Annotated in this window: 13 protein-coding genes; 5 read left to right on the top strand and 8 right to left on the bottom strand. The window is 59.3% G+C overall.

Annotation, left to right across the window (positions count from 1 at the left end; translation table 11 throughout):
* Positions 1–37 precede the first annotated feature (37 nt).
* On the bottom strand, positions 38–1,351 hold the full coding sequence (gene glyA / locus AC4EYZ_RS14530) for a serine hydroxymethyltransferase (RefSeq protein WP_022521481.1): 1,314 nt from the start codon (positions 1,349–1,351) through the stop codon (positions 38–40).
* A gap of 282 nt (positions 1,352–1,633) precedes the next feature.
* Positions 1,634–2,740, bottom strand: coding sequence for a glycine betaine monooxygenase reductase subunit (gbcB, locus tag AC4EYZ_RS14525; protein ID WP_190374421.1), 1,107 nt, complete (start codon positions 2,738–2,740; stop codon positions 1,634–1,636).
* Positions 2,741–3,103: 363 nt separating this feature from the next.
* On the opposite strand from gbcB, the gene gbca reads away from it, so the two are divergent.
* From gbca to AC4EYZ_RS14510, 3 genes are all read left to right on the top strand, one after another.
* The gene (gene gbca / locus AC4EYZ_RS14520; RefSeq protein WP_138800648.1) at positions 3,104–4,390 is read left to right on the top strand and encodes a glycine betaine monooxygenase oxygenase subunit; all 1,287 of its coding nucleotides are present in this window, start codon (positions 3,104–3,106) and stop codon (positions 4,388–4,390) included.
* Between the two features lie 133 nt (positions 4,391–4,523).
* Positions 4,524–5,162: a TetR/AcrR family transcriptional regulator gene (locus AC4EYZ_RS14515; protein ID WP_027958318.1), complete on the top strand. Its 639-nt coding sequence runs from the start codon at positions 4,524–4,526 to the stop codon at positions 5,160–5,162.
* A 157-nt stretch (positions 5,163–5,319) separates the two neighbouring features.
* On the top strand, positions 5,320–7,371 hold the full coding sequence (locus AC4EYZ_RS14510; RefSeq protein WP_190374420.1) for an NADH:flavin oxidoreductase: 2,052 nt from the start codon (positions 5,320–5,322) through the stop codon (positions 7,369–7,371).
* 20 nt (positions 7,372–7,391) lie between these two features.
* On the opposite strand, the gene fdhF is transcribed toward AC4EYZ_RS14510, so the two are convergent.
* The 3 genes from fdhF to fdhA form a co-directional block, all read right to left on the bottom strand.
* On the bottom strand, positions 7,392–10,247 hold the full coding sequence (fdhF, locus tag AC4EYZ_RS14505; protein WP_474192784.1) for a formate dehydrogenase subunit alpha: 2,856 nt from the start codon (positions 10,245–10,247) through the stop codon (positions 7,392–7,394).
* Positions 10,248–10,258: 11 nt separating this feature from the next.
* Positions 10,259–11,977 (bottom strand): NAD(P)H-dependent oxidoreductase subunit E, encoded by a 1,719-nt coding sequence (locus AC4EYZ_RS14500; RefSeq protein ID WP_190374418.1) that lies wholly within the window; start codon positions 11,975–11,977, stop codon positions 10,259–10,261.
* 138 nt (positions 11,978–12,115) lie between these two features.
* Complete coding sequence (fdhA, locus tag AC4EYZ_RS14495) at positions 12,116–13,306, bottom strand: formaldehyde dehydrogenase, glutathione-independent (RefSeq protein ID WP_190374417.1); 1,191 nt, start codon at positions 13,304–13,306, stop codon at positions 12,116–12,118.
* Positions 13,307–13,692: 386 nt separating this feature from the next.
* Between fdhA and AC4EYZ_RS14490 the strand changes: the two genes are divergently transcribed.
* Together AC4EYZ_RS14490 and AC4EYZ_RS14485 are read left to right on the top strand one after the other, a co-directional pair.
* Positions 13,693–15,273 (top strand): BCCT family transporter, encoded by a 1,581-nt coding sequence (locus tag AC4EYZ_RS14490; protein ID WP_190374416.1) that lies wholly within the window; start codon positions 13,693–13,695, stop codon positions 15,271–15,273.
* A gap of 64 nt (positions 15,274–15,337) precedes the next feature.
* A complete protein-coding gene (locus tag AC4EYZ_RS14485; RefSeq protein ID WP_190374415.1) occupies positions 15,338–16,225 on the top strand; it encodes a DMT family transporter in 888 nt (295 codons plus the stop codon).
* A gap of 61 nt (positions 16,226–16,286) precedes the next feature.
* Here the strand turns inward: AC4EYZ_RS14485 and etfB are convergent, their stop codons facing one another.
* The 3 genes from etfB to AC4EYZ_RS14470 are packed head-to-tail and all read right to left on the bottom strand — an operon-like array spanning position 16,287 to position 20,405.
* Positions 16,287–17,111, bottom strand: a complete 825-nt coding sequence (gene etfB, locus AC4EYZ_RS14480; RefSeq protein ID WP_190374414.1) for an electron transfer flavoprotein subunit beta — start codon at positions 17,109–17,111, stop codon at positions 16,287–16,289.
* The gene (etfA, locus tag AC4EYZ_RS14475; RefSeq protein ID WP_190374413.1) at positions 17,101–18,405 is read right to left on the bottom strand and encodes an electron transfer flavoprotein subunit alpha; all 1,305 of its coding nucleotides are present in this window, start codon (positions 18,403–18,405) and stop codon (positions 17,101–17,103) included. Before etfA ends, etfB begins: the two co-directional genes overlap by 11 nt.
* Positions 18,402–20,405: a (Fe-S)-binding protein gene (locus tag AC4EYZ_RS14470; protein ID WP_190374412.1), complete on the bottom strand. Its 2,004-nt coding sequence runs from the start codon at positions 20,403–20,405 to the stop codon at positions 18,402–18,404. Before AC4EYZ_RS14470 ends, etfA begins: the two co-directional genes overlap by 4 nt.
* Between the last annotated feature and the right edge of the window lie 63 nt (positions 20,406–20,468).

Here is a 20,468-nt window from a genome sequence, read left to right as displayed (position 1 = left end):
TCAGTTCAGCCGCGCCGGGCCCTGCCGGCAAGCCGATTCAAGCAATGGATTCGACGGCTTCAGCGGCGGACTCAGCGTAGACAGGATGCTGGGCACACACGTCGGTCACTTTGGCTTGCACCTCGGCTTCAATGGAAGCCGTGTCTTTGCCTGCAGCCAGCTCGTCCAGGATGTCGCAAATCCAGTCCGCTAGTTCGCTACACTCCTCAGCATCGAAGCCGCGCGTGGTGACCGCAGGGGTGCCGATACGCAGGCCGGAAGTCACGAAGGGGCTTTGGGGATCATTAGGCACCGTATTCTTATTAACGGTGATATGCGCGCGGCCAAGGGCTGCATCCGCATCTTTACCGGTAATGCCCTGGCGGATAAGCGAAACCAAAAAGAGGTGGTCGTCGGTGCCGCCGGACACCACGTCGTAGCCACGCTCCATAAACACCTTGGCCATGGCCTGAGCGTTATCGATCACCTGCTGCTGGTAGCGCACAAACTCCTGGTTCATGGCTTCCTTAAACGCCACCGCCTTAGCGGCAATAACATGCATCAGCGGGCCGCCCTGCTGGCCTGGGAAAACCGCGCCATTAAGCTTTTTATACAGCGCTTCGTCGCCATCGGCGGAGAGAATCAAGCCGCCGCGGGGGCCGCGCAGCGTTTTATGGGTGGTGGTAGTTACCACATGAGCGTAAGGGAGCGGGCTCGGATAGAGGCCAGCGGCTACCAGGCCAGCGACGTGGGCCATATCGACCATCAACCAGGCGCCTACCTCATCGGCGATGGCGCGAAAACGGCGCCAATCCACCACGCGAGAGTAAGCGGAGAAACCCGCGATGATCATCTTCGGCTGGTGCTCGCGAGCTAAGCGCTCGACTTCTTCGTAATCGATCTCGCCGGTTTCCGGCTTGAGGCCATACTGCACGGCGTTGTAATGCTTACCCGAAAAGTTGGGTGCAGCACCATGGGTTAAGTGGCCGCCGTGGGCCAGACTCATACCCAATACCGTATCGCCCGGCGATACCAGTGCCATGAACACAGCGGCATTGGCCTGGGCGCCGGAGTGCGGCTGCACATTGGCATAATTGGCACTAAAAAGGTGGCAAGCCCGCTCAATTGCCAAGGCTTCAACCTTGTCAACGAACTCACAGCCACCGTAGTAACGGCGACCTGGATAGCCTTCTGCATACTTGTTGGTCAGCTGTGTACCTTGCGCTTCCATGACAAGTTTGCTGGTATAATTTTCGGAGGCGATTAATTCAATATGCGCTTCTTGGCGAACCGTTTCTTCAGCAATTGCTTCAGCAAGCAACGTGTCGTAACTGGCCAAACGTGCATTGGGGGAAAAATTATTCTGAAGCATTACCGCCTCCTCATTAGTCACTTTTTTATTAAGTGCTGGATATACTCTTTAATGCTGATAAACCCCGGCCGCTAACCAAAGTCCCTATCAACGCGTTCTTACCGCGATACTATCGTTGGAGTCCGGGCCCAAGATGCTTGCCGACGTCACCACGCGATGTATTTGCGACATCGGCAAGATTTAGCCAATAACACGGCTGACGCCGCCCAAAAAGCAAAGCGCCCTAGACGGGAAGTAACCGTTTAGGGCGCTTAAAACTAGGCAGCAAGGTGCTTGCCGGGGCTAAAAATCGACGATTAAATCCCCCTTCGGCCGACTGCAGCACGACAGGATATAGCCTTCTTCGACATCCTCATCGGTAATGCCGCCGTTATGCTCCATTTCCACTTCTCCCGACTTGAGCTCCACTCGGCAAGTACCGCAAATCCCCATGCCACAAGCTTTGGGGATATGCAGACCCAGCTTGGCCGCCGCCGCATGAACCGTCTCCCCCGGCTGAATACGCACACTTTTCCCTGAAGAGGCAAACTCGATACTAAACAAGTCGCTGGTGTCGACATTTTCGGCATCAACCTCTGCCTGTTCGGCCAGCTCAAGGACATCTTCACGTACCTCAACCGGCGTAGCGCCAAACGACTCCTCATGGTAGTGATCCATGTTGAAGTTGTTGACACGAAGAATATTTTTGATGGCGTTCATGTAAGGGGTCGGGCCGCAGCAGAATATCTCCCGCTCCATAAAGTCCGGCACAATGAGTTCGAACAGCGGCTGGGTAAGGTAGCCACGGTAGCCGGCCCAGGCCTCGCCGATATCCTCTTTGTTCTCGCAAATAATATGCAGCTTGAACTCGGGAATACGCGAAAACATATGCACCAGTTCACGATGATAAATCACATCGCGAGGGGCACGGGCGCTGTGTATAAATTCAACGTCAACAGCGGCGTTGGTATCAAACAGCCAGCGCGTCATGGACATCAATGGGGTAATGCCCACCCCGCCAGAGAGAAACAACACTTTTTCGGCAGGAAAATCAATGGAATTGAAGTTGCCTACCGGGCCATGCACGACCAGCTCGTCGCCCACTTTTAGGTTCGCATGCAGCCAGTTGGATACCTTGCCCCCTGGCACTTGTTTAACGGTGATTGAAAAGCTGTAAGGGATGGAGGGAGAGCTGGAAATGGTATAGGAGCGCATGATCGGCTGATTATCAATCTCCAGCTCCAGCGTCACGAACTGACCGGGCTTGAAGAAGAACAGCACGGGCTGCTCGGCCATGAAGCAGAACGTGCGCACATCCTGGGTTTCTTGAATCACCTTGACGCAACGCACCTGGTGGCGGCCGTTGGTCCAGGTTTGGGTCGTGACCGGATTGAAAAAATTAGTTGTCATTGTCGCCTCTGCCTGACCAGCCTTCATCACCATGCATCGCCGAACCGTATTTGCGATACGGTCAGCACCTTTGAGCTGCATTTTGGGGACGCGCCTGCCGACCGACTTACCTGACAGCGACTCGCACTTACCTCGTGCCACTCTTTATCGTTTAGAAACCTCTTTTTTCGTCGCCACTACGCCATCTAATGTCGCGGGCAGACAATTGGCAGGCCAGCGCCTGCAACACAATCGGAGCCTGACGTCAGGCCACATTTGAATCAAACGCCAGGTTACGCAACAGAACAACAAGATACGCAGTCTTGACTATCGGCCGATTCGCAGCCCTTGAGGGGGGAGCGGAGGTTTACGAGGATACTGGTAATGGAAAAAAATGTTTCTAATCGGATGGATGATCCACTCACTGCAGCTCGTGACTCAACGGTTCAGATGCTGCAAGAAAGAGGACGTACCTTTTCGCTTCCACAGCCGTTTTACAACGATGCCCGCCTGTTCGCTCTTGATGTGCAAGAGGTCTTCGAAAAGGAGTGGCTGTTTGCCGGCATGACATGCGAGATCCCTACCAAGGGTAATTTCATGACATTGGATATTGGCAATAATCCCATCGTCATTGTGCGCGGCAGTGAAGGCGCTATTCATGCGTTTCACAATGTTTGCCGCCACCGCGGTTCGCGCCTTTGTGTAAAGGATAAGGGTAAAGTTGCAAAGCTCGTCTGTCCGTATCACCAGTGGACCTATGAACTTGATGGCCGCTTGTTGTTTGCCGGTAGCGATATGGGCACTAACTTCAATCTCGATCAATTTGGCCTCAAACCGGTCAACGTGCATACAGCCGGAGGCTTCATCTTTATCAACCTGAGCGATGAACCGCCTGCGATTGATGATTTTCTGCAAACGCTTGAGCATTACCTTGAGCCGTACCAAATGGACAACGTCAAGGTTGCCGTCGAGTCCAGTATCGTCGAGCAAGCCAACTGGAAGCTCGTCATCGAAAACAACCGCGAGTGCTATCACTGCAACGGCGCTCATCCTGAGCTGCTGAACTCATTGCAAGAGTTTGATGACACCGAGGATCCGCGTGCAACGCCTGCCTATAAGGAACTGGTGGCATGCAAACAAGCAGATTGGGATGAGGAACAAGTTCCCTATCAGTTGAAGCGCTTTGGCAAACGCAATCGACTGACCCGCACGCCGCTGCTGGATGGCATTGTCTCCATGACAATGGACGGTAAACCCGGCTGTAAGAAACTAATGGGCCGATTAACAAGCCCTGATATGGGCTCACTGCGCATTCTGCATCTGCCCAATTCATGGAATCACTTCATGGGCGATCACGCGGTGGTATTTCGCGTGCTACCGCTTGGCCCGCAGCAAACCGTGGTGACCACTAAGTGGCTGGTTCATAAAGATGCCGTAGAGGGCGTTGATTACGACCCCGACCAACTACGTCGGGTGTGGGATGCGACCAACGACCAGGATCGCCAACTCGCCGAAGAGAACCAGCGTGGCATTAACTCCAAGGCTTACCAACCCGGCCCTTACTCCGAGACCTATGAGTTCGGCGTTATCGACTTTATCGACTGGTACGCCGCCCGCATGCTCGAGAACCTAGGATATGATGCGCCGACGTTACACTTAGCCCAAGGTTAAAACTTGAAGGATCAAGGCAGCGACGTTTACCGTCACTAGGACTTAGCCAGAGTAGCTGACAACGTGTACACATAAGAGACACCTGTGTACACTTTGCCACACTATTCCTAGACTATTCTTAGAGATCTGCTCAATGCCATCCACCGATATTCCCGCTGCCAAGGGTTCTCAAGACGTCTGGCTTGATGCGGCGTTTGAGCTACTACTGGAATCGGGCGTCGATAGCGTACGCATTCTTTCCCTGGCCAAGCGACTAAAGCTTTCTCGAACCAGTTTCTACTGGTTCTTCAAGGATCGCGAGGCACTGCTGGAGGCACTGATCGCACGCTGGCGTGAAAAGAATACCCAAGGGCTAGTGCATCAAACCGAAGCCTATGCCGAGAATATCGTCGAGGCGATGCTCAATGTCTTCGACTGCTGGCTGGATCCTAAACTGTTCGACTCTCCGCTAGAGTTCGCCATGCGCAGTTGGGCGCTACAGTCAGCGTCAGTAGTGAGTGAAATCGATGCGGCTGATGCCACCCGTATCGAAGCACTGGCGCGCATGTTCCAGCGCTACGGCTATGATCCGCTGGCGGCCAACGTTCGTGGCCGCACCATCTACCTAACCCAGATCGGCTATATCTCGATGAAGACCCAGGAACCGCTCGAGGTGCGCATGCAGCGCATCCCCGCCTATGTCGAAATCTTCACCGGCCAGCCGCCTGGATCCAGGGAATTGCAACGCTTCCATGCCCGCCATGGATATTATTCTCCAACCGGTACTTACTAGCCCACAGCAAGCCTGATCGGCTAACACCACCTACCTCCCAGCCGTGCCAGCGGTTAAACATGCTCGCCTCGAAATGTACATCATTGAACATTTAATTGACAACAATGAACATTAGCACCTAGATTTATTAAATACACAATAAAATAGAGCGCTACCCATGGTTAACGATCCGCTGCTGCAGCCCTTCCAGCTCAAGCATCTCACCCTGAAAAACAGGCTTATGATGACAGCCCATGAGCCCGCTTACCCTGAGGATGGGATGCCCAAGGCACTCTATCGGGCCTATCACGTCGAGCGCGCCAAGGCAGGCCTTGGCCTGACCATGACTGCCGGATCCGCGGCGGTAGCCAAGGACAGTCCTCCAGTGTTCAACAACATCCTCGCCTATAAGGATGAAGTAGTGCCCTGGATGCGTGAGCTGACCGACGCCTGTCACGAGCACGGCACCGCAGTGATGATTCAGCTCACCCACCTGGGCCGGCGCACCCGTTGGGATAAGGGCGACTGGCTGCCAGCGGTGTCGCCTTCTCATCGTCGTGAGGCGTCCCACCGCGCTTTTCCCAAGCAGGTAGAGGATTGGGATATTGAGCGCCTGATCCGCGACTACGCCGATGCCGCCGAGCGTATGCACGCCGCCGGTCTCGATGGCATCGAGCTACAGGCCTATGGTCACCTGATGGATCAGTTCTGGTCGCCGCTGACCAATACCCTTGAGGAACCTTATGGCGGCGATCTCGATAACCGACTACGTTTCACCTTCGACGTGCTGCGCGCTATTCGCCAGCGGGTGGGTGAAGCGTTTATCGTAGGCGTGCGCTACACCGGCGACGAGATGCTGCCGGGCGGGCTGACCTCCGGCGATGGGATGGAGATATCGCGACGCTTGAAGAGTAGCGGCTTGGTCGACTTCCTCAACGTGGTTCGCGGCCACATCGACACCGATGCAGGGCTCACCGACGTGATTCCCATCCAGGGCATGCCCAGCGCCCCGCACCTGGATTTTGCCGGCGAAATACGCCGTGAGATCGACTTCCCCACCTTCCATGGCGCCAAAATCCAGGATGTCGCCACTGCCCGTTATGCCATCGCCTCAGGCAAGGTCGACATGATCGGCATGACCCGTGCCCACATGGCCGACCCGCACATCGTGCGCAAGATCGCCGAAGGGCGGGAAGAAGAGATCCGCCCCTGCGTCGGCGCCAACTACTGCCTTGATCGCATCTATCAAGGCGGTGCCGCCTACTGCATCCATAACGCCGCCACCGGGCGAGAAACCACCATGCCCCACACCATTCCCAAGGCGGCACAGCAACGGCGAGTCGTGATTATCGGCGCAGGGCCAGCAGGGTTGGAAGCCGCTCGTGTTGCCGGTGAGCGTGGCCATTCGGTGGTGGTGTTCGAAGCCGCCAGCGATGCTGGAGGGCAGATACGTCTTACGGCGCAGAGTGAGCGACGTCGCGAGATGATGGGCATCATCGATTGGCGCCTGGCGCGCTGCGAAGCACTCGGCGTAGAGATCCGCTACAACGTCTGGGCCGAAGCCGAGGACGTGCTCACCGAAAAACCCGATGTGGTGATCGTAGCCACCGGCGGCTATCCCTTGGAAGATCAACCCGCGATGGGTAGCGACTTAGTCGTCAACACCTGGGACATTCTTTCCGGGCACGTGCCGCCGGGCAAACGGGTATTGTTGTTCGACGATGCAGGCGACCATGCAGCCCTGCAGGCGGCGGAGATCATTGCCGCCGCGGGGGCCGAGCTCGAGATTATGACGCCGGATCGCACCTTCTCCGCAGAGATCATGGCCATGAACCTGGTGCCCTACATGCGTTCCCTGCAGCGTGCCAACGTCACCTTCACCCCGACTTACCGGCTGAAGTCCGTGCAGCGCGACGGCAGTGAACTGCTCGCCGGGATCACCAGCGACTATGCCATTCATAGTCAGCAGGATAGTGGGCATGAGCGGCGTATCGACCAAGTGGTCGTCAACTACGGCATCACACCGATGGCCGATATCTATTTCGAGCTAAAACCGCACGCCAGCAACCGCGGCGAAGTGAATTACGATGACCTGATCGTGGGCGCCCCCCAGACCGTGACTAGCAACCCGGATGGCCGCTTCCAGCTGTTCCGGATCGGCGATGCCGTCGAGTCCCGGAACACCCACGCGGCCATCTACGACGCGCTCAGGTTGGTCAAAGACCTTTAATACAACCGCCGATCCACTATCTATATAGCTCCACCATCAGCGGGCAACTTTCCGGCAGAGGCAAGGCTGCAGGCCGCATATTTGAACTCCGGAATCTTGCCATAGGGATCCAGCGCTGGATTAGTCAATAGATTCGCTGCTGCTTCCCCGTAACAAAAGGGTACGAAGACCATACCCTCTGGCATGCCCGGATCCGTCCTCACTTTGAGGGTGATGGCTCCTCGCCGGGTGGTGATCGTCAGGTCATCGCCTGGCGCCATCCCAAGCCGGATAAGCTCAGCGGGCGCCAAGCTCGCCACGGCTTCCGGCTCCAGATCATCGAGCACTTTGGCACGGCGGGTCATGGAACCCGTATGCCAGTGCTCTAATTGGCGCCCGGTAGTCAGCACCGTTGGGTAGTCGTTATCTACCGGCTCATCCGGTGGCAGTGGCCGCGTGGGTGCGAATTTCGCCCGGCCGCTGGCGGTGGGGAAGGCATCGCTGAAGACTACGTCTTGCCCCGGCGCGTCCTCTGCTGGGCAGGGATAGGTCACCGACTGCTCGCGCTCCAGACGCTCCCAGGAGATATGGTCGAGTGAGGGCATGCCGCGTTTCATTTCGGCGAAGACGTCCCGCGGGTGCTGGTAATCCCAACCCAGTCCAAAGCGTTTGGCAATCTCCTGAATGATCCACCAGTCCGGCTTTGCCTGGCCCGGCAGCGGCAGCGCCGCACGCCCCATTTGCACCTGGCGATTGGTGTTGGTGACGGTACCGTTCTTCTCAGGCCAGGCGGAGGCCGGCAGGATGACATCAGCGAACTGGGCGGTCTCGGTGACAAACAGATCCTGTACCACCAGATGTTCCAGCTTGGCCAGGGCGGCCCGGGCATGGGCCAGATCCGGGTCGGACATCGCCGGGTTTTCGCCCTGGATATACATGCCGCGAATGGTGCCCGCGGTGATAGCGTCCATAATTTCCACCACGGTGAGACCCGGCGTGGGATCCAGTTTGGTATTCCACAGTTCTTCGAACGCCGCACGAACCTGATCATCATTGACCGGCTGGTAGTCGGGCATGACCATGGGAATCAGCCCGGCATCAGAAGCCCCCTGAACGTTGTTCTGCCCCCGCAAAGGATGCAGGCCGGTGCCAGGGCGACCGGTCTGGCCGCAGGCCAACGCCAGCGAAATCAGGCACCGGGCGTTATCGGTACCGTGGGTGTGCTGGGAAATGCCCATGCCCCAGAAGATCATTGCCCGCTCGGCGTTGGCATAGAGCCTGGCCACTTCGCGGATGGTCTCGGGCTCAACGCCGCACAGGCCGCTCATCGCTTCGGGGGTCATGTCGACGGTATGAATTTTCAGGGCCTCGAAGCCCTCAGTATGCTCGGCGATATAAGCCGTATCATAAAGTTCTTCACTGATGACCACATTCAGCATGGCATTAAACAGGGCCACGTCGGCGCCCGGTGAAAAGCGCACGCTCAGGTGGGCGTAGGCATCCAGCGACTGACCACGGGGGTCGATTATCACTATCTTGGTACCGCGCTTGGCGGCCTGTTTAAAGAAGGTGGCCGCCACCGGATGGTTTACCGCGGGATTACAGCCGGTAAGAATCACCACGTCGGCCTGGCTGGCCTGCATAAAGGAGGCGGTGACCGAGCCTGAACCAATACACTCCATGAGTGCCGCCACGGAGCTTGCGTGGCACAAGCGGGTACAGTGATCCACATGGTTGGAGCCAAAGCCGGTACGCACCAACTTCTGGAACAGCCATGCCTCTTCGTTGGAGCACTTGGCGCTGCCGAACCCCGCCAGGGCATCAGGGCCATGGGCCGCTTTAAGGTTTACAAGCCCGCTGTCGGCAACCTCTAGGGCTTCATCCCAGCTCGCCTCGCGGAAATGCGTCAGGGGCTGAGCGGGATCAAAGTCCGGATCGATGCCCTTGGCAACGCCCTGGCGACGAATCAGCGGGGTGGTCAGCCGGGATGGATGGCGCGGATAGTCATAGCCGAAGCGCCCTTTAACACATAGCCGGTTCTCGTTAGAGGGGCCGTCGCGCCCCTCCACATAAAGGATCTCATCGTCCTTGATATGGTAGGTGAGCTGGCAACCCACCCCGCAGTAGGGGCATACCGAGTCGACCTTACGGTCGGCGACAGCAGAATCGCCGCGACCCGCCTGGTCGACCAGGGTAGCGGGCATCAGGGCGCCGGTGGGGCAGGCTTGAACGCACTCGCCGCAGGCCACGCAGGTGCTATCGCCCATGGGGTCGTCGAAATCAAACACGATCTTGGACGCCGCCCCACGGTGAGCCAGGCCGATAACGTCGTTAACCTGTACTTCGCGGCAGGCGCGCACACACAGGTTGCACTCGATGCAGGCGTCAAGATTGACGCGCATGGCAGAGTGGCTGCTGTCCTGCGCCAGGCTGTCCGCCCGGGACGCCACATGGTGCACGGTAGCCGTCTCACGCTCTTCGCGCCTGGGCAGCTTGCGGCGCACCGCCGTGGCATCAATGGCCAGCTGGTCAGCCATGGCCCAGAAATGGCTTGAGCTGTCGGGGCTCTCTTCCCGCTCAGGCTGGTCGACCAGCAGCATCTCCATGACCATCTTGCGGGCCGTGTGCGCGCGTTCGGAGTTGGCGCTATTGACCACCATACCGGGGGCTGCTTCGCGCAAACAGCTGGCGGCCAGGGTACGCTCGCCCTCGATTTCCACCATACAGGCGCGGCAGTTGCCGTCGGCGCGGTAGCCGCTGGCATCCTTGAAACACAGGTGGGGAATGGTCTCGCCGACGCGTTTGGCTACCTGCCAGAGGCTTTCACCGGGGTAAGCGCTGACCTCAACGCCGTCCAGCGTCAGGGTAAAGCGGTTGTTTGCGTTCTGTTCGCTCATGCTGGCCTCCTTTATCCCTTGACGATGACGTTCTGGGCGGCAAGTTCACCGCGAAAATCCTTGAGCAGCCCCAGCACCGGGTTAGGCGCCGCCTGGCCGAGCCCGCAAATGGAGGCATCGATCATCACCTGGGAAAGCTGCGTCATCAGCCCGGCATCCCATTCGTTGCGTTCGAGCAGGGTGAGCATTTTTTCCGTGCCCACCCGGCAGGGTGTGCACTGGCCACAGGACTCATCGGCAAAGAAGGCCAGCAGATTGGTAGCCACCCCGCGCAGATCGTCCTGATCGGAGAGTACGATTACCGCAGCGGAACCGATAAAACAGCCGTGCTCCTGAAGGGTGTCGAAGTCGAGGGGAATATTGGCCTTGCCCGCGGGCAGAATTCCACCGGAGGCGCCGCCGGGCAGGTAGGCCGCCAAGCGGTGGCTGTCGGCCATGCCGCCGCAATACTCGTCAACCAACTCGTTGAGCGTGATCCCTGCGGGCGCTAAATACACACCAGGACGCTTGACCCGGCCTGAAACCGAGAAGCTGCGCAGCCCCACGCGGCCATGGCGGCCCTGGCTGGAGAAGGCCTCCGCGCCGCGCTGCCAGATCATGGGAATCCAGTAGACGGTCTCGACGTTATTGACCAGCGTCGGCCGATCAAAGAGCCCCTTCTGAGCCACAAACGGCGGGCGGTGGCGGGGTTTGCCCGGCTTGCCTTCCAAAGATTCGATCATCGCCGACTCTTCGCCGCAGATATAGGCGCCCGCGCCGCGGCGCAGCACGATGTAACCCGGCGCCACTAGGCCAGCAGCCTCAAGCTCGCCAATCGCCTCGCGCACCACGCTATGTAACGCTGGGTACTCATCGCGAAGATAGATATACAGCGCCTCGGCGTCTACCGCCCAGGCACTCACCAAGGCCCCTTCAAGAAACTGGTGGGGCGAGCGCTCCAGGTAGTAGCGATCCTTGAAGGTACCGGGCTCGCCCTCGTCGGCGTTGATAGCGCAGTAACGGGGGCCGGCCTCCTGGCGCACGAAGTACCACTTCTTGAAGGTGGGAAAGCCCGCACCGCCCAGACCGCGCAGATTGGCCTGCTGCATCGCTTCCATCAACACTTCTACTGTAACGCTGCCGTCGTGACAGGCCTGGAGCAACGCCATACCGCCCTCGCGGCGATAGTCGTCCAATCGCTGCCAGTCGACGGGAGCGGGGTGAAAGTGGCCCTTTTCAATCACCGACGCGATCTGCGCCTGGGTGGCGAACGGCACATGGTGGTGCCCTACTTCGGCTACCGGCGCCGTGTCGCAGCGCCCCATGCAGGGCGCCCGCAGCACCCGTACCTGCTCGATATCCACGTTCGCTTCAAGCTGTGCCTTAAGCGCCTCAGCACCGGCCAACTGGCAGGTGAGGGAGTCGCAAACGCGAATAGTCACTGCCGGCGGCGGCAACTGATCGTCGTGGATGACGTCAAAGTGGGCATAGAAAGTGGCCGTTTCGTAAACGGCCGCCATGGGCAGGTTCATGTAAGCAGCCAGGGCACGCAAATCCGCCAGCAGTAGATGGCCCCGGGTGTCCTGAATGTTGTGTAAATGTTCAATGAGTAGGTCGCGGCGGCGCAACGTGGCGTTCTGGCGTTCGTCACCCAGCAGTTCACGCAACCCCTCAAGAAGACTGGGATCGAGATCACGGCCGCGGGGCTTGCCGCGGAAGCGGCGCTTGGGGGTCACGGTCTGGACGGTCATGGGGTACTCATTATTATCTTGATCGGTTTTATACCGGATGAACAAAAACGGCACCCCTCGGGGCGCCGTCTAGGGTCGCACTAACCTGCCCTCAGGCAGGGATTAGGTCTTGTTGCTCATTGCTTATCGAATAAGTTATTAAGCCACGCTGCCATGGGGGTCAATGACGAATTTCTTAGCAGCGCCGCCATCGAAGTCGGCGTAGCCCTGGGGTGCCTGATCCAGAGTGATCATCTGGACATTCACCGCATCGGCAATATTGACCTTGCCAAACAGAATAGCCTGCATCAGTGGTCGATGGTACTTCATCACCGGGCACTGTCCAGTATGGAAGCTGTGGGACTTGGCCCAGCCAAGACCAAAGCGCATGCTCAGAGCCCCCTGCTTGGCGGCCTCGTCCTCCGCACCCGGGTCTTCGGTCACATAGAGGCCCGGAATACCGATTTGACCACCTGCACGGGTCAACGACATCGCCGAGTTCAGCACGGTCGCGGGCGCTTCTTTGCCGTGGTTGCAGCCACAGGCGTGGGCTTCGAAGCCGACGCAGTCGACAAAGGCATCGACCTCACGCTCGCCGAGGATCACCTCGATCTTGTCGGCCATGTCGCCGTCCTGGGTCAGGTCGATGGTCTCGCAGCCAAAGCTGCGCGCCTGGGCCAGACGCTCTTCGACCATATCACCAACAATCACGCAGGCCGCACCCAGCAGTTGAGCGGAAACCGCTGCAGCCAGCCCCACAGGCCCAGCACCGGCGATATAGACGGTGCTACCAGGGCCGACACCGGCGGTCACACAGCCGTGGAAACCGGTGGGAAAGATATCGGAGAGCAGGGTCAGATCCTTGATCTTCTCCATGGCCTGATCGGCATCCGGAAACTTCAGCAGGTTAAAGTCAGCGTAGGGAACCATGACATATTCAGTCTGGCCGCCGCCCCAGCCGCCCATATCCACATAGCCATAGGCGGCGCCGGGGCGAGATGGATTGACGTTGAGGCAGATACCGGTGCGGCCTTCTTTACAGTTGCGGCAGCGACCACAGGCAATGTTGAACGGCACAGAAACCAGGTCGCCTGGTTGAATAAACTCGACGTCGCGACCGCACTCAACGACCAGGCCGGTGATTTCGTGACCAAGCACCAGGCCCGATGGTGCGGTGGTGCGGCCGCGTACCATATGCTGGTCGCTGCCACAGATGTTGGTGGTAACTACCTTGAGAATCACGCCGTGATCGCACTTGCGATTGCCTAGGGCGAGTTCAGGATAGGCAATGGACTCAACGGCGACCTCTCCCGGCCCCTTGTAGACCACTCCGCGGTTGGCTGCATTCATGGCTGGCTCCTGTGGCTTATTGTTCTGTTCATGATGGTTGATTGCGCTATCCCACCCTATCCCCTCCGCGCCTGGAGACTTACCCCAAAAAGGCACTCACGTATCTATTCAAGACATCCTAACCAAGATGGATAGATAGAGGTCGCTTTCACGACACTCCTCCTTTGCAACAGGCTCAACAATTCCTAGGGTTTGCACGAAAAGTCGCTGAGCGAAGGCCAGACTAGGCAAAAATCGGCGAAAAAACGGAGTTTACGGAGTGTAAATGAGTATTTTGAGCCGACTTTTAACAACGTATGGGCGAGCGCAAGCAGTTTTCGTACAAAGCCTAGAGTCGGCGATGTGATGCATACCCGACATCTAACAAGAGCCACCAAGGAAACCTGATGAATAACAACGACGACCCGGTTCTGTCGCCCGGACAGGACAATACTCAGATCTTGGGGTTGGACTTTCATAACCCCGTTTTTCCGCTTTCCGCTCTAGCCATCCTACTGTTTATTATCTACGCGCTGGTCTATCCAGATGCTGCTAACACTCACTTAGGGCTTGCCAAAAACTGGTCGATCGAACACTTCGACTGGCTGTTTATGATTGCTGGCAATATTTTTGTGGTGTTTTGCCTTGTACTGATCTGCTTGCCACTCGGGCGGATTCGGCTAGGCGGCAAGGATGCAAAACCGGAATACTCTCGCACCTCTTGGTTCGCCATGCTGTTTGCGGCGGGCATGGGTATCGGCCTGATGTTCTGGAGCGTTGCTGAGCCAGTAGCCTACTACACCGACTGGTATGGAACGCCCTTGAATGCACCGGCGGGGACGCCTGAGGGTGCCAGCGCCGCCATGGGGGCGACCATGTTCCACTGGGGACTACACCCCTGGGCCATTTATGGCGTGGTGGCACTGTCACTGGCCTTCTTTTCCTATAACAAAGGCCTGCCACTGACGCTTCGCTCCGCCTTTTACCCGATCCTTGGCGAGCGAACCCGCGGCTGGGCAGGCCATATCATCGATATTCTTGCCGTTCTGGCCACCATCTTTGGCCTGGCCACTTCGCTTGGCTTTGGCGCTACCCAAGCGGCTGGAGGCCTCGCCTATTTGTTCGGTATTCCCAATACCATCGGCACACAGCTGGCGATAATCCTAGTGGTCACGGTGATCGCGCTGTTCTCGGTATGGCGGGGAATCGACGGTGGCGTTAAGCTGTTCTCGAATATCAACATGGTCATTGCGGCGGCGCTGCTTCTGTTTGTGGTTATAGCGGGGCCTACCTTGATGATTCTGACAGGCATTGGCACCACGGCGCTGGACTACGTGGGCCACCTTCTGCCGCTGTCGAACTGGATTGGCCGCGAGGACGACACCTGGTACCACGGCTGGACGATCTTTTACTGGGCGTGGTGGATCTCCTGGTCTCCGTTTGTCGGCATGTTCATTGCCCGCGTATCCCGGGGACGCACGGTGCGTGAATTCCTGATCGCGGTGCTGCTGGTACCAACGCTGGTCACACTGGTCTGGATGAGCGCCTTTGGCGGCACGGCGCTTTATCAAGCTGAAAATGGCGTGGGTGAACTGGCCAACGGCATTAGCGATGTCTCTCTGGCCATGTTCCATATGCTGGAGCAGCTGCCCCTGACCAGCATTACCTCGACGCTGGCGATTATTCTGGTGCTGGTCTTCTTCATTACCTCATCAGACTCAGGCTCGCTGGTGATTGATAGCATCACCGCCGGCGGCAAGACAGATGCACCCAAGAGTCAACGAGTGTTCTGGGCGACGCTGGAGGGTATTATTGCGGGTGTGTTGCTGTATGGCGGAGGGAGCACAGCACTCAGCGCCCTGCAGGCGGGCGCAGTCGCTACGGGACTCCCCTTTACGCTGGTGCTGTTACTGATGTGTTTTAGCCTCTATAGGGGGCTCCACAAAGAGTGGCGCGAGCTCAACGCGGTGCCCAGAATCGCGAGCTAATCAACGCTAAACCGCCCGCCTATCCGGCGGGCGGTTTCCTTTTGTGTCAGCCGGGAGTAAGACAATGCAGTCAAGCCCTTACCAGCGCGGTCTGCTCATGGTGGTGCTGGGCGTCATATTTCTCAGCTTCGACGGGTTGCTGATCCGCCTAGCGCGCGCCGACGGCTGGACCATCGTGTTCTGGCGCGGTCTATTGATGTTCTGCGTGCTGGGGCTTTTATGCTGGGCAGGCAAGCGGCTGGCAACACTGAGCAGCAACCCGCTCTCCTCACTGGCCTCGGCGCTGCTGCTGGGCCTGATCTCCAGTCTGTTTGTGCTGGCGGTGATGAACGCCAACGTGGCCAATGTAGTAGTGATTCTAAGTACGGCGCCGCTGTTTGCGGCGCTGTTTTCGCGGATTTTCCTGGGCGAAAACGTCGCGCTGCGTACGCTGGTGGCCATTGCTGTCTGCATGCTGGGCATGGGTTTGGTGTTCATGGGCGAGGGGGCCATGGGGATGCTGGTAGGCAACCTGTATGCCTTGGCGGCCGCGGCAGCTATCGGTGGCAACCTGACCCTGCTGCGCCGCTTTCCAGCCATTGACCCTATGACGGTGATTGCCGGTGGCGGGCTGCTCTCCGCGGCGGTTGCCCTACCCATGGCCTCGCCGCTGGATCTGGATGCCCAGCGTTATGGCGTACTGGCGCTGATGGGGCTGGTGCAGATGCCCTTGGCCACGGTGCTGATCAACAGCGCCACCCGTTACCTGCCGTCGACGGAAGTGGCGCTGTTCTATCTGGTTGAAACTGCTTTGGGCACGCTGTGGGTGTGGTGGTTATTAGGTGAAACCCCCACGACCTCGACGCTACTCGGTGGTGGTGTGGTTATCCTGGTGCTGGTAGTGCATGCCTGGATAGGCTTGCATCTGGAAAGGCAGCGTCTGCGGCTTTATCCTGGTTTTATCGGCCAATAGAAAAGCCCGCCTTAAAAAAGCGGGCTTGAGTGATGATTAGCGGCGTGATGCGCAGGCTAGTTCAGCGCAGCACATCCTCCTCCTTGAGCAGCTTGTAGATCGCCTCGGCGCCCTGTTCGGGGGACACATCGGTGAGCACCTGCCCGCCTTTGCCCTCCGACTTGGAAGCTGCCGCCTTGAAGCGATCCCTGGCCGAAGCGGCTTTGACAATTTTCAGACGCTTAGGCCGTTTACGTGCAGGGGACAGATGCCACTGGGCCAGCTCGCTGTCGGCTTCAGGGGTAGTGGGCGTGATCGCAAAGGTGGCTCGACGCGCCGGGCCGAAGGCGCTCTGGCGCGCCACCGGCGCTGCTTCATCCACGCTGATGATGGCGGGCAAGCGCACCTTGAGACGGCGACGCTGGCCCCTTGGCAACGCCTGAAGCAGCGTTACCACGCCATTTTCCACTTTTTCTACCGACGCCAAACTATTAACCAATGGCCAGTCGAGATGTTCTGCCAACGCATAGGGCAAAAGCCCAGAGCCTTCACCGCGCTCTGCGCGGGCGCCGGTGATCACTAGCTGAGGAGAGGTTGCGGCCAGGTGTTTCGCCAGGGCCAGAATGGCATCGCTACCCTCAGGCTGCTCGAGCAGGGTCATGGACTTGAGCCCCATGCCCAGGTAGCCACGCAGAGCTGCTTCGCTGCTATCGTCCTGGGAACCCGCGTGGAGCATGCTGATCCGGGTGCCCGGCAGCTCGGCCTCTATGGCCAGCGCAAGCTCCAGGCCCCGGGCATCCTGTTCAGCGCGCCTCGCGCGACCGGTTGTGGGATGACGGCCTATGGAAACCAGCACCGCCACATCGATTCCCTGTTGTTGTTGCTTCTGGTGTAGATCAGGCTGCATTGCGCTGCCCTCCCCGCTGCTGTTCCACCATGGCCACTAGCGCGGCCAGAATTTGCGTGCTGTCGCCAATCACCGCTAGGTCGGCGCGCTTGATGATGTCGCACCCCGGATCGAGATTGATCGCCACCACCTTGTCGCAGCGCTGAATGCCCTGCAGGTGCTGGATAGCGCCTGAAATACCCACCGCCATATAAACTCGGGCGGTTACCCAGGTGCCGGTCGCGCCCACCTGACGATCGCGGGCCATAAAGCCGTCGTCCACCGCGACACGCGAGGCCCCTTCGGTAGCGCCGAGGACTTTCGCGGCATGGTGGAAGGCGTCCCACTGCTTGACGCCGTTGCCACCGGAGAGGATGAACTCAGCCTCGGCCAGCGCCACGCCGGCGGGATCCACCGCCACCTGCCCCAGATCTTCAATACGCGATAGAGTGGTGGGAATTGACGCGGCCAGGGTCAGGTGCTCGGCCGCATGCCGCGTCTCGTCCACCGGTTCGGCGCACTCGGCCAGCGCCAGGGCAACCCGCGGCAGAGGCCGCTGGATATCCAGACTCCCAGCGGCGCCACGGGCCGTGCAGCGCCAACCCAAAGAGGCCTCATTATCAGCCTCCACCTGCCACACCCCGGTGGCAGCGCGTTCACCCAGGCGCAGGGCAAGCCGCCGCCCCAGATCGGCTCCGCCCAGGGGTGAGTCTGGCAATAGCCAGAAGCGCGGCGTCATCTCCCGCTCGACGGCGCTTAAAGCCGCCAGACGCGCTTCAGGGGCAAACCCTGCGTAAAACTCATCATCAAGATGCACGACGCGATCGATACCGGCTTCGCCCAGCGTCTGCTCCTTAAGCTCGCCGCCACCCTCGCCCTTATACTCACCAAATAGGATCGCCACCACAGCGCCGGGCTGTTCGGCGTCGGCATCCGCCACACGCCGGGCCAGGCCCAGCAGATCCTTGTCATGTCCGGAGAGACGCCCGCCGGTCAGGTCGGGCACCACGGCCACCAGGAAGGCAGGCTGATCAATGGTCACCGTACGGCGGCTATCGCGGGCCGCCGTGCTGGCCGCGGTGGCCTGCCCTCCTTGCTGGAGGCCACTACGATCAATCCGTTTGACGCCATTGGGGCCGATAAAACCGATGGCACGAGGATCCTTGCGCACCACGCCGCTGGGGCCCATCCATTCGCTAACCGCTCCGCCGCCCCTGTTTACACCCAGGGCGGCTAGCACCGCGGCGTTGTCGGGGTGCAGACGGTTTCGGGCGATCCACTCACGACGTGGGTCGCGGCGAATAATCTCACTCATACGATCACCTCTTCAGCAGTCGTCGATGCAGTGGTTCGGCGGGATGCGCCGGACACATCGTCAGCGGAACGCTCAACCAGTGCATCGGCCACCAGTTCGGCGATATCGCGCACTTCGGCGCTGGCATCCACCACGCCTTCCAGCATGGCGGTACACTGCGGGCAGCCCACCGCCACCAGCTCGGCGCCGCTCTCCTTGACATCGTTCATGCGCATATCGGGAATCCGCCGTTCACCGGGAATATCGGTAATCGGTGCCCCGCCACCGCCGCCGCAGCAGCGCGAGCGGAAGCCGGAGCGCTCCATCTCCTTGACCTCGATGCCCAGCGCCTTAAGCACGTTGCGTGGTGCCTCGTATTCACCGTTATAGCGCCCCAGGTAACACGGGTCGTGATAGGTGACGCTGCCGCCTTTCCAAGGGGCAAAGGTCAACCGACCAGCATCAAACAGTTCGGCGATAAAGGTACTATGGTGACGTACCTCGTAATGTCCGCCTAGCTCTCCATACTCATTGCCCAGCACATGAAAGCTGTGGGGATCGCAGGTAACAATCTGCAAGAAGCGGTACTGAGCCAGGGTGGCAATATTGCGTTTCGCCAGGGATTGGAACGTCGCTTCATCGCCCAGGCGCCGCGCCACGTCGCCGCTATCGCGCTCTTCAGTCCCCAACACCGCGAAGTCTACCTCGGCGGCGCGCAGCACTTTGACCAATGCGCGCAAGGTGCGCTGGTTGCGCATATCAAAAGCGCCATCCCCTAGCCACAACAGCACATCGACCTGCTTAAGATCTGCCATGAGCGGTAGGTTAAGATCCGCCGCCCAGTTGAGCCGCGAGCCAGGATCGAAACCGCCTGGATTGTCGGTAGCGATCAAATTGTCGAGCACCTCGGCGCCTTTATTGGGCGTTTTGCCACGCTCCAGGGTCAGGTAGCGGCGCATATCGACAATCGCATCCACGTGCTCGATCATCATCGGACACTCTTCCACGCAGGCGCGGCAGGTCGTACACGACCATAGGGTATCGGCGTCGACTAGGGCCTTCCCCTGCAGCGCCACAATGGGCCCATGGGGAGAGCCTGCGTGTTCACCTACCGGCTTACCGGGGTAGGGGGAGCCGGCATAGGCGGCATCGCTGCCCCCGGCCATGCCCACCACCATGTCCTGGATCAGCTTCTTGGGGTTCAGCGGCTGACCGGCGGCAAATGCCGGGCACACCGCCTCGCAGCGACCGCACTGCACGCAGGCATCAAAGCCCAGCAGTTGGTTCCAGGTAAAGTCGGCAGGCTTTTCTACCCCGAGGGGCGCCGCTTCATCCTCCAGGTTTAGCGCCTTAAGGCCCGTTGAGCGGCCAGCGCCGCCTTTTTTCGTGGAGAAGCGCTCGGCGCGGCGATGGAAAGCCAGATGTAAGGCGCCAGCGAAGGCGTGCTTCATGGGCCCGCCCCAGGTCATGCCAAAAAACATTTCCCCCAGGCCCCAGGCCACGACGCCCGCTAATACCAGCGCCAGCAACCAGCTACTGCCCCCTTCAAGCAGACCTTCGGGCAGCAGACCTACCGTGGGCAGCGTGACCAGGAAGACGCCTATCGAAAACGCCATCAGACTTTTGGGCAGGCGCATCCAGGGGCCTTTGGAGAGCCGAGCTGGGGGGTTAAGCCGTCGCCGCGCCACGAAGAGGCTACCGACGAACATGGAGGCACTAGCCAGTAGCAGCAATCCGCCTAGCAATGGGTTGGCAATACCCAGACCGTGCACCAGGATCATCAGCACGGCGGCGGCCACGAAGCCACCGGCGGTGGCCACGTGGGTGTTGGAGATCATTTTGTCACGCCCCACTACATGGTGCAGATCCACCAAATAGCGGCGCGGCAGGGCCACCAACCCCTTGAACAGGCTCACCCGCGAGGGGCGCCCCTGACGCCACAGGCGTATACGGCGTACAGCGCCGATTACTGCCAGGGCCAGGGCAGTAAAAATCAGTATCGGCAAGAGCGTTTCGAGCATGGTGCTCACCTCATCTTTGGTGCCATTGGCTTCGGCGGCGGGGCTGCTCTGGCGCCCCGCATT

This window comes from Vreelandella sp. 162(4c), from assembly GCF_058152265.1.
This window is presented reverse-complemented; position numbering and strand designations above follow the sequence as displayed.